General features: G+C 65.5%; 14 protein-coding genes. 12 read left to right on the forward strand and 2 right to left on the reverse strand.

The annotated features are described in order from the left end of the window. Nucleotides 1-8 precede the first annotated feature (8 nt). Both GTP44_RS17565 and GTP44_RS17570 read left to right on the forward strand, forming a co-directional pair. Complete coding sequence (locus GTP44_RS17565; protein ID WP_161020460.1) at nt 9-1,850, forward strand: M1 family metallopeptidase; 1,842 nt, start codon at nt 9-11, stop codon at nt 1,848-1,850. After that, nucleotides 1,847-3,466 carry a serine hydrolase gene (locus GTP44_RS17570; RefSeq protein WP_161020461.1) on the forward strand — a complete coding sequence of 540 codons (1,620 nt, stop codon included), beginning with the start codon at nt 1,847-1,849 and terminating at the stop codon, nt 3,464-3,466. Before GTP44_RS17565 ends, GTP44_RS17570 begins: the two co-directional genes overlap by 4 nt. A gap of 9 nt (nt 3,467-3,475) precedes the next feature. On the opposite strand, the gene GTP44_RS17575 is transcribed toward GTP44_RS17570, so the two are convergent. Then, entirely contained in the window at nt 3,476-5,188 is a 1,713-nt protein-coding gene (locus GTP44_RS17575) for a GGDEF domain-containing protein (RefSeq protein WP_160992287.1), read from the reverse strand. A gap of 167 nt (nt 5,189-5,355) precedes the next feature. On the opposite strand from GTP44_RS17575, the gene panD reads away from it, so the two are divergent. Continuing rightward, nucleotides 5,356-5,715 (forward strand): aspartate 1-decarboxylase, encoded by a 360-nt coding sequence (gene panD, locus GTP44_RS17580; protein WP_160992288.1) that lies wholly within the window; start codon nt 5,356-5,358, stop codon nt 5,713-5,715. A 72-nt stretch (nt 5,716-5,787) separates the two neighbouring features. Here panD and GTP44_RS17585 read toward each other — a convergent pair whose 3' ends face one another. Beyond that, nucleotides 5,788-6,408, reverse strand: a complete 621-nt coding sequence (locus GTP44_RS17585; RefSeq protein ID WP_229256620.1) for a Crp/Fnr family transcriptional regulator — start codon at nt 6,406-6,408, stop codon at nt 5,788-5,790. 363 nt (nt 6,409-6,771) lie between these two features. On the opposite strand from GTP44_RS17585, the gene GTP44_RS17590 reads away from it, so the two are divergent. From GTP44_RS17590 to GTP44_RS17630, 9 genes are read left to right on the forward strand one after another with little or no spacing between them, the layout of a single operon-like run. After that, complete coding sequence (locus tag GTP44_RS17590) at nt 6,772-7,932, forward strand: methyl-accepting chemotaxis protein (protein WP_371867252.1); 1,161 nt, start codon at nt 6,772-6,774, stop codon at nt 7,930-7,932. A gap of 12 nt (nt 7,933-7,944) precedes the next feature. Next, a complete protein-coding gene (locus tag GTP44_RS17595) occupies nt 7,945-8,313 on the forward strand; it encodes a response regulator (RefSeq protein ID WP_160992290.1) in 369 nt (122 codons plus the stop codon). A gap of 14 nt (nt 8,314-8,327) precedes the next feature. After that, complete coding sequence (locus GTP44_RS17600; RefSeq protein WP_160992291.1) at nt 8,328-8,624, forward strand: STAS domain-containing protein; 297 nt, start codon at nt 8,328-8,330, stop codon at nt 8,622-8,624. A 10-nt stretch (nt 8,625-8,634) separates the two neighbouring features. Further along, nucleotides 8,635-10,794, forward strand: a complete 2,160-nt coding sequence (locus GTP44_RS17605) for a chemotaxis protein CheA (RefSeq protein ID WP_160992292.1) — start codon at nt 8,635-8,637, stop codon at nt 10,792-10,794. 9 nt (nt 10,795-10,803) lie between these two features. Beyond that, a complete protein-coding gene (locus tag GTP44_RS17610) occupies nt 10,804-11,352 on the forward strand; it encodes a chemotaxis protein CheW (RefSeq protein ID WP_202424127.1) in 549 nt (182 codons plus the stop codon). Nucleotides 11,353-11,379: 27 nt separating this feature from the next. After that, nucleotides 11,380-12,174, forward strand: a complete 795-nt coding sequence (locus GTP44_RS17615; RefSeq protein WP_161020462.1) for a CheR family methyltransferase — start codon at nt 11,380-11,382, stop codon at nt 12,172-12,174. After that, nucleotides 12,171-12,692, forward strand: coding sequence for a chemotaxis protein CheD (locus GTP44_RS17620; protein ID WP_161020463.1), 522 nt, complete (start codon nt 12,171-12,173; stop codon nt 12,690-12,692). The genes GTP44_RS17615 and GTP44_RS17620 overlap by 4 nt, the downstream gene beginning before the upstream one ends. Next, nucleotides 12,689-13,777, forward strand: a complete 1,089-nt coding sequence (locus tag GTP44_RS17625) for a protein-glutamate methylesterase/protein-glutamine glutaminase (protein WP_161020464.1) — start codon at nt 12,689-12,691, stop codon at nt 13,775-13,777. Before GTP44_RS17620 ends, GTP44_RS17625 begins: the two co-directional genes overlap by 4 nt. A 2-nt stretch (nt 13,778-13,779) precedes the next feature. Further along, the gene (locus GTP44_RS17630) at nt 13,780-15,069 is read left to right on the forward strand and encodes an EAL domain-containing response regulator (protein ID WP_161020465.1); all 1,290 of its coding nucleotides are present in this window, start codon (nt 13,780-13,782) and stop codon (nt 15,067-15,069) included. Nucleotides 15,070-15,076: the final 7 nt, after the last annotated feature.

Consider the following 15,076-nt stretch of genomic DNA (forward strand, 5'->3'; position numbering starts at 1 on the left):
AACGTCCTATGATCAAGAAGACCATTTCCGCACTCGTGCTATCCGCATGCCTGTCGCTGGCCGCCCACGCCGATCCGCTGAGCTACGCCCGCTACGATCAGGTGCGCACCACCGATCTCTATCTCGACCTGAAGGCTGACTTCAGCCACAAGATCCTGTCCGGCTACGCCGAGCTGACGTTGAACTGGATCGACAAGAACGCCCGCACGCTGGTGCTCGACACGAATGAACTGAACATCGCCAAGGTGCAGGTGTTGAACGCCGCCGGCCGCTGGAGCGCCGCCTCGTTCATGCTCGACAAGCTGGATGTGGAGAAGGGCCGCGCGCTGCGCATCGCCCTGCCATTCCAGCCGCAGAAGGTACGCATTTACTACCGCACCGCGCCGTCGGCCACCGCGCTGCAGTGGCTCAATCCCGAGCAGACCATGTCCGGCAAGCGTCCGTTCATGTTCAGCCAATCGGAGACAATCAACGCCCGCTCGTGGGCGCCGGTGCAGGACACGCCGGCGGTGCGCTTCACCTACAGCGCCCGTGTCGAGGCGCCGGCCGGCATGCGGGTGGTGATGAGCGCCGAGAACGACCAGCAGGCCACCGGCGCCGGCGGCTGGAAGTTCAAGATGGCGCAACCGATTCCGTCCTACCTGCTGGCGATCGCCATCGGCGAGATCGACGTGCGCAACGTCGGTCCGCGTTCGGCGGTGTACGCCGAGCCGCAGCGCATCGAGGCCGCCGCCGCCGAGATGGCGGACACTGAAAAAATGATCGCCGCCGCCGAAGGCCTGTACGGCCCGTATCGGTGGGATCGCTACGACATGATCGTGCTGCCGCCGTCGTTCCCGATCGGCGGCATGGAAAATCCGCGCATGACCTTCGTCACGCCGACCATGATCGCCGGCGACAAGAGCCTGGTCGACCTGATCGCGCATGAACTGGCGCACTCGTGGTCCGGCAACCTGGTCACCAACGCCTCGTGGAAGCACTTCTGGCTCAACGAAGGCTTCACCACCTACGTCACCACCCGCATCGTCGAAAAGCTGTATGGCGAGGAAGTGGCGGAGATGAACCTGCAGGTGGAGCAGGAGGAGGCCATGGCCTCGCTGGCGAGCATCCCGCTGGCCAAACAGGCGCTGCTCACGCGCGACGCCGACACCAGCGCCGACAGCTACACCGACAAGAGCCTGGTGTACCCGAAAGGCGCGTGGTTGCTACGCACGCTGGAACAGCGCGCCGGGCGCGACGTGTTCGATCCGTTCCTGCGCGGCTGGTTCGACCAGCATGCCTTCCAGTCGGCCACCACCCAGGAGTTTGTCGACTACCTGAAGAAAAACCTGCTGGACGCGCATCCCGAGATCATGTCGCAATCCGAGCTGGATGAATGGTTGTACGGTCCTGGCATTCCAGCCACCGCCAAGCACGCGGCCTCGCCACGTCTGGCGGCGCTGGACGCGCAGCGCGACGCCTGGCTGAAGGGCGAGCTGCCCACCGCCGAACTGCCGGCCAAGCACTGGATCGCGCTGGAGTGGATGCACTTCCTGAACGACATCGACGGCAAGGCCAGCGCGCTGCAGATGCAGCAGCTGGACCAGACCTTCGACCTGGGGAAAACCAGCAACAACGAAATCGCCTACCGCTTCCTGCTGTCGTCGGTGAAGGCCGGCTACAACGTGCGCGAACCACTCAACAAATTCCTGATGAGCGTGGGCCGCCAGAAGTTCGTGGTGCCGCTGTATGCCGCGCTGCTGAAGAGCCCCAATGAGAAGGATTGGGCGCGCGCGCTGTACGCCAAGGCGCGTTCGCACTACCATCCGGTTACCCAGGCTTCGGTCGACAAGGCATTCAAACAAAAATGAACACTACCCGTACTTTCGCAGCCACCGTGTTGACGCTGGCTGTCTGGGGCGCGCTCGCCGGCGCGCCGGCAATCGCCGCCGACGCGGCGCCTCCGGCGTCGGCCGCCGTCCCGGCGTTCAATCTCGACGCGGACGTCAACCGCGCGCTGAAAACCTTCAACGTGCCCGGCATGGCGATCGCCATCGTCAAGGATGGCAAAGTGGTGGTGGCCAAGGGATACGGTGTGCGCAAGCTCGGCGAGCCGGCGCCGGTCAGCGGCAAGACGCTGTTTGAAATCGCCTCCAACTCCAAGGCGTTCACCGCCGCCGGCCTGGCGATGCTGGTCGACGAAGGCAAGATCGCCTGGGACGATCCCGTCACCAAGCACCTGCCGGGCTTCCAGATGTACGACTCCTACGTCACCGGCCAGATGACGATCCGCGATCTGCTGGTGCACCGCAGTGGCCTGGGTCTCGGCGCCGGCGATTTGCTGTGGTGGCCGAGTACCCAGTTCAGCACCGACGAGATCATCTCCAGGCTGCGCTACATCAAGCCGGCCACCAGCTTCCGCGCCAGCTACGCGTATGACAATCTGCTCTACATCGTGGCCGGCAAGATCATCGCCGAGAAGACCGGCAAGCCGTGGGGCGAGGCGATTCACGAGCGCATCCTGGCGCCGCTGGGCATGAACGGCACCACCACCAGCGTCGCCGAGATGCTGGCCAGCGCCGATTACTCGGCGCCGCACAGCAAGATCAACGACCAGATCGCGGTGGTGAAGCCGATGCCGGTGCCGAACGCGGTGGGCGCGGTCGGCATCGACACCAGCGCCGAGGATATCGCGCGCTGGATGACGGTGCTGCTCAACGGCGGCAAGATGGACAACGGCAAGCAGCTGTTCAGCGCCCGGCAAGCCGCCGAGATGTGGAGCGAGCAGACGCCGATGCGCATCCGCGAACCCAAGCCGGCGCTGGCGGCCACCAAGCCCAACTTCTACGCGTATGGCCTTGGCTTCCAGCTGCGCGACTACAAGGGCCGCAAGCTGGTGATGCACGGCGGCGCGCTGCAGGGCTTTTATTCGACGGTGCTGATGGTGCCGGAGGAGAAGCTGGGCATCGCCATCCTGACCAACGCCGAGAACAGCCCGGCCATGGCCTCGCTGTATTACCGCATCCTGGACCAGTATCTGAAGGTGCAACCGTCCGACTGGATCACGCTGTACGCGCAGCAGGAGGCGGCGGCGCACCAGGAGGAACTGGAGCGTCAGGGCAAGGAGCATACGTCGCGCGCGGTGGACTCGAAACCATCGTTGCCGCTGGCGTCCTACGATGGCGAGTATGAGGATGCGTGGTACGGCAAGATCAGCATCCGCGCGGAGGGCGGCAAGCATGTGATGCGCTTCGAACGCACGCCCGATCTGACGGGGGAACTGGAGCACTTCCAGCACGATACCTTCATCGTGCGCTGGAAAGAGCGTAACTTCAACGCCGATGCTTACGTGACGTTTGCGCTGAATCCCGACGGCAGTATCGAGCGCATGAAGATGGCGCCGGTGTCCACCGAGACGGACTTCAGCTACGACTTCCGCGATCTGACCTTCACCCCGGTTCGTCATCCCGCCGATTCGGCGAAATAACGGCGGCGGCTACTCCACGCGGTTGCGGCCATTGCGCTTGGCGCGGTACAGCGCCAGGTCGGCCGCGTGCAGCAGGCTGTCCAGCGCCGCCGTCGGACCGCTGGCGCTGGCCACTCCAAAGCTGGCGGTCACCCGCAGAATGTGGCCGTCGGCCAGTGTCAACGGCTCGCGCTCGATCGCCACGCGCAGGCGTTCGGCCAGGATGCGCGCCTGCTCGTGCGTGCAGTGCGACGGCATCACCACAAACTCCTCGCCGCCGTGACGCGCCAGAATCTCGCCGTCCCGCAGTTCCGCGCGCACCACCGCCGTCACCCCGATCAGCGCCTGGTCGCCGGCCTCGTGGCCGTGCGAATCGTTGACCGATTTGAAGTGATCGAGGTCGAACAGGATCACCGCCAGCGTGGCGTTGTGCGCCCGCGCGGCGTGCAGCCGCTGATTGCCGGCCGAGGCGAAGGCGCGGCGGTTCAGGATGCCGGTCAGATAATCGGTGTTGGCGCGCACGCGCAGCTCCTCGATCAGGTGCTGCCGCTCCAGTTCCAGTTGCTGCCGCTCGATGCTGTTGTTGCGCAGCGTGGACAGCGCGCGCAGCATGTCGCCGATTTCATCGTTGCGTTGCAAGCCGCTCGGGTCGCGCGAGTAATCGCCGTTGCCCAAGCGGATCACCGCGCGCGTGGCGTGCAGCAGCGGTACGATCACGCGCCGGCGCACGATCAGCAGCAACAGCGTTAGCGCCAGCAGGATCGCCGCCCCGGCAAGCACCGCGATCCACAGTTCGCGGCGCGCATGCGCATGGTCTTTCTGCGCCCGCTGCTCGGCTTCGTGCAGCAGCGTGTCGCGCAGCGTCAGGATGGGCGTCATGGTCGGCACGTAGCGCAGTGCGAACTGGTTGGTGTCCATGGCATACGGCCGTCCGGCGCGACTGTCGCGCTCCACCTCCGCCACCAGCCGCTGCCCGGCGCCCAGCGCGATGTCGTCGACGCGCGCCATCGCGGCGGTCAGCGCGGCGTCATCGCCGCGATGGTCGCCCGGCGACAGGATCTGCTGGCGCAGTTGCGCGATGCGGCCGCGCAGCAGTTGCAGCTGCTGGTGGTCTTCCGCCGTCAGCGGCTGGCGTGTGGCCAGCGCCACGGTCAGCGTGGAGCCCATGCGGCCGGCGTATTCGCGCAGCTCGACCGCGTAGCGTGCCCGGATCAGCGCGCGCGAGACGCGCGGATAGACGCGCTCCGAGGCCAGCGTATAGCCGGTCACCGCGTCCAGCGCCAGCGGCACCAAATCGAACATCTGGCTGATCGCGGTCTGCATTTTTTCCGGCGTGCGTTGCGGCGGCGGCAGCGCCGCCAACTGGTCGACCGTGGCGCGCGCCGCCGCCAGCGCCGTGTGCAGCGGCTGCAAAGCCGCGACGCGTGCCGCGCCTTGCATCTTGAGTTCGCGCTCCAGCTGCAGCAACGCCAGGTCGGTGATGGCGCGACCCACCCGCAGGCGTTCGCGCAGCGCCGGGTCCACCGTCGCGCCGGTGGCGCCCAGCACCGCGTTGACCGGGCCGCGCTCGAACGACAGTTTTTCCGCCGCGACCATCGCGCTGTGCGTCAGCCGCAGCGCCTGCAACCCGGCGTTGGTGGCGTCGTAGCGGCGCCAGGCGTTGTGCGTGATATGTCCCACCATGCCGCACACCAGCAGCGCCAGGACGGCGGTGGACAGCGTGAGCAGGCGGGTCAGTTTCATGAAAATAGATGAATGGGCGTGTTGCTGGCAATATGCCACAAAGCGGGCTGTTGCGGGCGGGAATGCGGCGTTGCACCGCGGCAGATGGTACAATGCCGCCCTTCGCGTCACTGCCGCCGCCTGGTCAGGATGCCAAGTTTGAACGACTACTCGAAGGATAGAATGCCATGCAACGTATTATGCTGCGCTCCAAGCTGCACCGCGTAACGGTCACCCAGGCCGACCTGAACTACGAAGGCTCCTGCGGCATCGACGTCGACCTGCTGGAAGCCGCCGACATCAAGGTCAACGAACAGATCGAACTGTATAACGTCAACAACGGCGAGCGTTTCGCCACCTACGCCATTCCGGGCAAGCGCGGCAGCGGCGAGATTTCGCTCAACGGCGCCGCCGCCCGCAAGGCGCAGCTGGGCGACCTGCTGATCATCTGCACCTACGGCCCGATGACCGACGCCGAGATTGCGACGCACGTGCCGAAGCTGGTGTTCGTCGACGAACACAACAAAATCAAAAGCATCAAGCAATAACGCCGCCGGCGTTCAGCCGCGCGAACGCGTGGCGTCGCGGTGGCCCGGGCCACCGCGACGCCACGCGTTTTTTTATGCCTTGCTGCCGTCCTGCCGCAGCAGCTGCGACATGTACTGCGGCGTGATGCCGAGGAAGGATGCCACCACCTTCTGCGACACGCGCTGTTCCAGGCCCGGATACTCGCGGCGGAAGGCGTGCAGCCGGCCCTGCGCCGGCGAGGCGTTCAGGTACAGGCGTCGGCTCTGCTCGATGATGGCGCGCTGGGTCGCGCCCAGATAGTAGTCGCGCAACAGCGTGTTGCCGCGATAGGTGTTGAGCACCTCCAGCCAGTCCAGGCGGAAGCCGTGGACAGCGGTTTCCGCGATGACGAAATTGAGCGCCGGCTCGGCGTCGCGCGCGCGCAGCAGATCGTCGTGCGCGCCGGCCGCCTCGCCATCGGTCTGGAAATGCAGCGTGACTTCGTTGCCGGTCTCGGTGATGAAGCCGGTGCGCGCCACGCCGCTGTGCAGCCAGTGCACATGCTGCACCGGCGTGCCGATGCGTTGCAGGTATTCGCCCTTGCGCACGCTGAACGGCCGCGTCAACGGCGCCAGCAGGCGGGTGGCTTCATCGTATAGTTCGGGCGTGACGCCGTAGCGGCGTGACACGACTTCGCGGTATTTCGCGCGGTGTTCAAGGAATGCGTTGCTCATCTCAGTTTTTTAGGAGTGGCAGGGGGGGCACGGCGATGTAAATGGCCGTACATAATGAACTTCAAAGTGTAAACGTTTTCAAAGTGCAACACACAATATTTGTTGCAAAATGGAATTAAGTTTTGAAAATTTGATTTTAAACTTAAAGAAGTTGAAGTGGCGGCCGCTGAGTTGCCTATTTTCGTTACTACTATATTAATAGTTTTGCCGGCTCAATCACGCGGCCAGGCTGTGGTTGTATCTGTGCAACAGCGCCGCCTTTCGCGCATGCGCGGTGTCGCACGTGTGGATTTCTGCGCTACAGTGGACCTCCCGAAGGCGCTGTCTGAGCGGCGCCCGGCTACTACAGTGGGGTGGCATCCAGTGATCCATCAAAGCGGATTTGGTAGCAAAAAAATAGTCGCGTTCGGCCTGGCCGCGGCGGGCGCGTTAGGGACCATCGTCGCCGGCTGGAGCGCCTGGGGATGGATGACGCTGATCTGGGCGGCGCTGTTGCTGGGGGCCGCCGCATGGCTGACGCGCGATGGCGATGGCGCGGCGGCCGGCGGTGGCGGCGACGCCATGATCGAGGACTATCTTGAAAGCCGCGAACGTTTCGGCGACGCCGTGCTGCCGGTGTGGGGCCGCCATATCGAAAACTCGCGTGCGCAGATGGAGGAGGCGGTGTCCGACCTGGCCACGCGCTTCTCCAATATCGTCGACAAGCTCGATGGCGCGCTACATGTCTCCGGCGGCGCCGGTCAGGGCGAACATTCGATGACCGAGGTGTTCGCGCACAGCGAGCAGCGGCTGGGCTCCGTGGTGGCGTCGATGAAATCGGCGATGGCCTCCAAGCACGCCATGCTGGTGCAGATCAAGGACCTGGAACGCTTCACGCGTGAACTGCGCGGCATGGCCGAAGGCGTGGCCAGCATCGCCGCGCAAACCAATCTGCTGGCGCTGAACGCCGCCATCGAGGCGGCGCGCGCCGGTCCCGCCGGCGCCGGCTTCGCGGTGGTGGCCACCGAGGTGCGCATGCTGTCGATGCGCTCCGCTGAAACCGGCAAGGAAATCACCAACCGCGTGGGCCTGATCAGCAGCGCCATTCTGGCCGCCAGCCAGGCCGCCGAACAATCCCGCGACGCCGAGGACAAGTCGATGCAGTCGGCCGAAGGCATGATCGAGGCGGTGCTCAGCGAGTTTCGCGAAATGACCGATGCGCTGGTGCAGTCGTCGGCGCTGCTCAAGCAGCAGAGCATGGGTATCCAGGGCGAGGTGGGCGAGGCGCTGGTGCAGTTGCAGTTCCAGGACCGTGTGAGCCAGGTGATGTCGCACGTGCGCGCCAACATGGAGCAGTTGCTGCCGCTGCTGCGCGAGAACCGCCAGCGCTATCGCGACACCGGTACGCTGGCGCCGCTCGACCCCGACCAGCTGATGAACGATTTGCGCAAAACTTATGCGATGGCGGAGGAACACGCGGTGCACAGCGGCGCCAGGCTGGCCGCGCCGGCGGCCGCCGCGGCGGATGAAATCACTTTTTTCTGAGGTGGATGAAACATGGGCAAAACCATTATGGTGGTCGACGATTCGGCCTCGTTGCGGCAGGTGGTGGGCATTGCGCTCAAGGGCGCCGGTTATGATGTGATCGAGGGGCGGGACGGGGTGGACGCGCTGTCCAAGTGCACCGGCCAGAAAATCCATCTGGTGGTGTGCGACGTGAACATGCCGAACATGGACGGCATTACCTTCGTCAAGCAATTCAAGCAGCTGCCCAACTATAAATTCACGCCGGTGATCATGCTGACCACCGAATCGCAGGAGAGCAAGAAGGAGGAGGGCAAGGCGGCCGGCGCGAGAGCCTGGGTGGTCAAGCCCTTCAAGCCGGAGGTGCTGCTGGGCGCCGTGGCCAAACTGGTACTACCCTGATCCAGGAGGCTGCGATGGCAGACGATGTCACCCATCTTTCCCTCGACGGCGAAATGACGATTTACCGCGCCGCCGATTTGAAAGTCACCGTGCTGGAGGCGCTGCGCAAAACGCGCGCGCTGGAAATCGATTTGTCGGCGGTAACGGAGCTGGACACCGCCGGCCTGCAGCTGCTGATGCTGGCCAAACAGACCGCCGCCGCCGAACAGCGCGAGCTGCGCCTGGTGCGGCACAGCCCCGCCGTTGTGGAAATCTTCGCGATGCTGGACCTGGGCGCCTTCTTCGGCGACACCGTGCTGACACACGCTTGAGGGCAGAACCATGAATCTGGATGACGCGCTACAAACATTTATCGCCGAAAGCCGTGAACTGTTGGAAGAGATGGAGAACGCGTTGCTCAACGTTGACCTGGCGGGCGACCAGGGCGAGGCGATCAACGCCATCTTCCGCGCGGCGCACACCATTAAGGGCTCGGCGGGGCTGTTCAGCCTTGACCACATCGTCGCCTTCACCCACGTGGTGGAGAGCCTGCTGGACAAGGTGCGCGACGGCAGCGTCACGCTCAACGATGAAATGGTGGTGCTGCTGCTGTCGTGCTGCGACTACCTGTCCGGCATGATCGACGCGCTGGCCGCCGGCCGCCACGAGCAGGACCCGGACACCGCGCCGGAAGGCGAGATGCTGCAACAGCAGCTGCGCCGCCATATGGACGGCGCCGCTGCGCCGGCCGCAGCGGCGGCGCCGACCAAGCCCGGCGCCGAAGTCGCCGGCGCGCCGCGCGGCGACGGCGACCTCTGGCACATCTCGCTGCGCTTCGGCCGCGGCGTGCTGCAGAACGGCATGGACCCGATCGCGTTCCTGCGCTACCTCGGCAAGCTGGGGCGCGTGGTCGGCATCGCCACGCTGCCGGACGCGCTGCCGGCGGCCGACGAGATGGACGCGGAACTGTGCTATCTCGGTTTCGAGATCGCTTTCGACAGCGCGGCCGAGCGCGAAGCCATCGCCGGCGTGTTCGATTTTGTGGAGGACGACTGCGAGATCCGCATCATTCCACCGAACAGCAAGGTGGCGGAATACGTCGCGCTGATACGCGCGCTGCCGGAGCGCCCGGCGCGCCTCGGCGAGATACTGGTGCACTGCGGCAGCGTGACGGCGTACGAACTGGAAGCGGCGCTGCGGCGGCAGTCCGAGCCGGACGCGGCGCCGGACGCCGCGCCGGCACCGCTGGGCCGCATCCTGGTCGATGCCGGCAATGTGGCGCCGGTGGTGGTGGAGGCGGCGCTGGCCAAGCAGAAGCAGGTCAGCGAACAAAAGGTGCAGGAGAGCCGCTCGATCCGGGTCGACTCCGACAAGCTGGATCGCCTGATCGACCTGGTGGGCGAGCTGATTATCGCCGGCGCGCGCGCCAATATGGTCGGCCAGCAGATACAGAACACCGAACTGCTGGAGTGCACCTCGACGCTGAGCGGCTTGGTGGAGGACGTGCGCGACGCCGCGCTGGAGCTGCGCATGGTGAAGATCGGCGCCACCTTCAACCGCTTCCAGCGCGTGGTGCACGACGTGGCGCGGGAACTGGGCAAGGACATCGGCCTGATTGTCGACGGCGAGGATTCCGAGCTGGACAAGACGGTGGTGGAAAAAATCGGCGACCCGCTGATGCACCTGGTGCGCAACGCCATGGACCATGGCATCGAACCGGCCGAGGTGCGCGTGGCCGCTGGCAAGCCGGCCAAGGGCATGATCAAGCTGAACGCCTTCCACGAATCGGGCAGTATCGTGATTCAAGTCAGCGACGACGGCGGTGGCCTGCGCAAGGAAAAAATTCTGGCCAAGGCCATCGAGCGCGGCCTGGTGGACCCGGAGCGCAAGCTGACCGACAGCGAAATCTACAACCTGATCTTCGAGGCTGGTTTTTCGACGGCGGAAAAGATCACCAACCTGTCGGGGCGCGGGGTCGGCATGGATGTGGTGAAGCGCAATATCCAGGCGCTGCGCGGCAGCGTGGATGTCGCCAGCAGGGAGGGCTTGGGCACCACCGTCACCGTGCGCCTGCCGCTGACGCTGGCGATCATCGACGGCTTCCTGGTGCAGGCGTCGTCGTCGGTGTTCGTCATCCCGCTGGACATGATCGAGGAGTGTATCGAGTACGCCACCGAGCCGGGACAGGACTATAGCAACCTGCGCGGCCAGGTGCTGCCGCTGGTGCGCCTGCGCGCCTTGTTCCGCATCGGCGGCGGCGCTACCCGGCGCGAGAGCATCGTGGTGCTGAAGTTCGGCAACCAGCGCGCCGGGTTGGTGGTCGATACGCTGCTGGGCGAGTTCCAGACCGTGATCAAGCCTCTGAGCCCGATCTTCAGCGAAGTCAAATGCATCAGCGGCTCCACCATCCTGGGCAGCGGCGAGGTGGCGCTGATCCTGGACGTGGCCGCGTTGATGAACACCATGACCGGCAAGGGCGCCACGCCGGCGCTGGCCGCCTAGGAGAAGCGCATGAGCCGCACCGACAACACTGATATGGCCACTTACGGCAGCGAGGCCCATGTCGCGCTGCCCAGCCAGTTCCTCACCTTCATGCTGGCCGATGAGCAGTACGCGGTGGGCATCCTGCACATCAAGGAAATCATCGAGTACGGCAGCCTGGCGACGGTGCCGATGATGCCCGATTGCGTGCGCGGCGTGATCAACCTGCGCGGCGCGGTGGTGCCGGTGATGGACCTGTCGGCGCGCTTCGGCCGCGGGCAAAGCGTCATCGGCAAGCGCAGTTGCATCGTTATCGTCGAAGCCGGCGGCGAGGAGGGCGCCAACAAGCAGGTGTTGGGTATGCTGGTGGACGCGGTCAACGCGGTGGTGGAAATCGCCGCCGAGGATATCGAGCCGGCGCCGTCGTTCGGCACCCGCATCCGGCCCGACTTCATCGCCGGCATGGGCAAGCTCACGGATAAAAATCGCGGGCGCTTCGTGATCCTGCTGGACATCGAGCGGGTGCTGTCGAGCGAGGAAATCGTCGACATGGCGCGCGGCGCCGTTGCCGCGGCGTGAACGGCGAGGTTGACCGTGGGCCTGGCGATGATCACCGACCGTGAATTCATGCAGTTCCAGCGCTTCATCTTCGATGCGGCCGGGATTACCATGTCCGACGGCAAGCAGGCGCTGGTCAGCGGCCGTCTGGCCAAGCGGCTGGCGCATTACCAGCTCGATAGCTACGGCGATTATTTAAAGCTGCTGGAGAGCCGCGAAGAGCCGGCCGAATTGCAGGTGGCGGTGGATCTGCTGACCACCAACGAGACCTACTTCTTCCGCGAGCCGAAGCACTTCGCGCTGCTGCGCGAACTGGCGCAGGAGGCCGCCGACAAGCACCGCCCGATGCGCGTGTGGAGCGCCGCCAGTTCCAGCGGCGAGGAGCCGTACAGCATCGCCATGGTGCTGGCCGATGTGCTGGACGATACGCAGTGGGAAGTGCTGGGCACCGACATCAGCACCCGCGTGCTGCAGCGCGCCCGCAGCGGCCATTATCCGATGGAGCGGGCGTCGCAGATGCCGCCGCACTACCTGAAGCGCTACTGCCTCAAGGGCCAGGGCTCGGAGGCCGGCACCATGCTGATCGAACGTTCGCTGCGCCAGCGGGTGCAGTTCCAGCACCTGAACCTGAACGCGCCGCTGCCGCGAATGGGCAGCTTCGACGTCATCTTCCTGCGCAATGTGATGATCTATTTCAGCCTGGAGACCAAGCGCCAGGTGGTGGCGCGGCTGCTGGCGCAACTGCGGCCGGGCGGCTACTTCCTGATCGGCCATTCGGAAACGCTGAACGACATCAACGACAGCCTGATCGCGCTCGCCCCGTCGATTTATCGCAAGCCATGAACGACACCAAGCTAATCGATATCTTCCTGATGCCCGGCGATTACTTCGTCGGCGGCGCGGAGTATCGTGTGCGTACCCTGCTCGGTTCCTGCGTGTCGATCACGCTGTGGCATCCGGCGCTGCGCATCGGCGCCATGTCGCACTTTCTGCTGCCGGGGCATGGGCGGCGCCGGAGTGACCATCTGTCCGACAAGCCGGGCATGTTCGCCGCCGATGCCATGCAGCTGATGATGGACGGCATGGCGCAGCAAGGCGTGCCGCTGATCCAGTGCCAGGGCAAGATCTTCGGCGGCGGCGCGATGTTCCCGCGCAGTGACAAGGTGCGCGACATCGGCATGCAAAACGGCGACTATGCGCGCGGCATGCTGCAGCAATATGGCGTGCACGTGGTATCCGAAAGCCTGTTCGGCGAAGGGCACCGTCAACTTATCTTCACCATCCACAGCGGCGAGGTGTTGAGCCGTCAGATCCCGCCGGAGCCGGGATGGAGCACTGTGGCAGCAAGGACTCAGGCATGAATGTTATCAAGGTCATCATCGTCGACGATTCCGCCGTGGTGCGGCAGGTGCTCAGCGCCCTGCTCAACGCGGCGTCCGGCATCACCGTCACCCATGCGGTGGCCAATCCGCTGCTGGCGATCGAGCGCATGAAGGTGCAGTGGCCGGACGTGATCGTGCTGGACGTGGAAATGCCCAAGATGGACGGCATCACCTTCCTGCGCAAGCTGATGGTCGAGCATCCGACGCCGGTGGTGATCTGCTCCACGCTGACCGAGAAGGGCGCGCAGACTTCGGTCGAGGCCTTGACCGCCGGCGCGGTCTCCATCATCACCAAGCCGCGCCTGGACCTGAAGCAGTTCCTGCACGATAGCGCCGACGAACTGGTGTCGGCGGTGCGCGCCGCCGCCGCCGCCCATGTCGGCAAGCTGGCCCCACGACCGTCGCCGGCGCCGCTGGCGCCCCTGCCGCCGCCGTTGACGGTCAAGCTGAATGCGGACGTCATCCTGCCGCCAATGGACGCGCGGCCGATGACGGCGACCACCGAGCGGGTGGTGGCCATCGGCACCTCCACCGGCGGCACGCAGGCGCTGGAGGAAGTCTTGAGCGCGCTGCCGCGCGTTTCGCCCGGCATCGTGGTGGTGCAGCATATGCCGGAGAAATTCACCGCCGCCTTCGCGGCGCGGCTGGACAGCGTGTGCCAGGTGCGCGTCAAGGAGGCCGAGAACAACGACCGTGTGCTGCAGGGGCAGGTGCTGATCGCGCCCGGCGGCAAGCACATGCTGCTACGCCGCACCGGCGCGCAGTATTTCGTTGAGGTGGTGGACGGGCCGCTGGTCAACCGTCACCGGCCGTCGGTGGATGTGCTGTTCCGCTCCGCCGCCCGCGCCGCCGGCGCCAATGCGCTGGGCGTGATCATGACCGGCATGGGCGACGACGGCGCCGCCGGCATGCTGGAGATGCTCAACGCCGGCGCGCGCACGGTGGCGCAGGACGAGGCCAGCTGCGTGGTGTACGGCATGCCGAAGGAAGCGGTCAAACGGGGCGGGGTCGAGAAGTCGGTGCCGCTGAACGCGATCTACCGCGAAATCCTGCTGCAGCTTTAGTCATGATCATGGACATCACGCCGGCCGCCGCTTCCGCCATTTCCGCCGTCCCCCCGTGGGCCGGCCGTCGCGTGCTGGTGGTCGAGGACAGTGTGGTGCAGCGCGGTTATCTGGTCGGGCTGCTGCGGCAGCTGGCGTTCGGCGAAATCCTGGAAGCCGGCGACGGCAACGAAGCCTTGCGGATACTGGAGCGCGGTGCCGAGCCGATGTTCCTGGTGCTGACCGATCTGGAAATGCCGGGCATGGACGGCATTGAACTCACTTGCCAACTGCGCGAGCGGCGGTTGACCGAGAACCTGATTGTGGTCAGCGCGCGCGATCCGCGCCTGCTGGAGATCATCGAGCGCATGGCCTGCGAGGACGCGTCCATCGGCCTGCTGGGCACCCTGCTCAAGCCGGTGCAGCTGGAACCGTTGATGCAGTTGCTGGGCAAGGCCGGCGGCCACGAGGCTGATTACAGCGGCGCCAGCGCGCCGGCCGCCGCCGCGCTGGCGCCGCAGGCATCGCTGGAAGAACTGGCGAAGGCGCTGGCCAACAATGAATTCCTGCCGCATTTCCAGCCCAAGGTGGCGACTGCCAGCGGCCAGCTGAAAGGCGTGGAAGCGCTGGCGCGCTGGCAGCATCCGCAACGCGACCTGCTGTCGCCGGCCCACTTCATCGACACGCTGGAAGGCACGCCGCTGATGGCCGACTTCACGCTGGCGCTGGTGCGGCAGGTGTTGCAGCGCATGCTGGACTGGCGGCAGGCCGGCCTGCCGCCGCTGACCGTCTCGGTCAATCTGAGCGCGGAGAGCCTGGCCGACCGCTTCTTCATCGAGCGCCTGACGACGCTGGTGATGCGCTCCGGCGTGGCGCCGTCGTCGCTGGTGTGGGAAGTCACCGAGACCGGCGTGATGCGCCAGCTGTCGCAGGCCCTGACCAATATGGGGCGCTTGCGGCTGATGGGCTTTGGACTGGCGATGGACGATTTCGGCATCGGCTATTCGTCGATGCAGCAGTTCGCCCGCTGCCCGTTCACGGAACTGAAAATAGACCGCGCCTTCGTCAATGGCGCGGCGCAGTGGCCCAACCGCCACATGGTGCTGAAAAGCGCCCTCGATCTGGGCCAGAGCCTGGGTGTGGCCACGGTGGCCGAGGGGGTGGAAACGGCGGACGACTGGAAGCTGTTGCGCGACCTCGGTTGCGACATGGCCCAGGGCTATCTGCTGGCCAGGCCCATGCCGGCGGAGGAACTGGTCGGCTGGATGCGGCAGGACCGGCGCAGATTAAAGGCGCTCGCGGGATCGGAATAACCAGGGG

The sequence above is a fragment of the Duganella lactea genome (genome assembly GCF_009857505.1).
GTDB lineage: Bacteria > Pseudomonadota > Gammaproteobacteria > Burkholderiales > Burkholderiaceae_D > Rugamonas > Rugamonas lactea.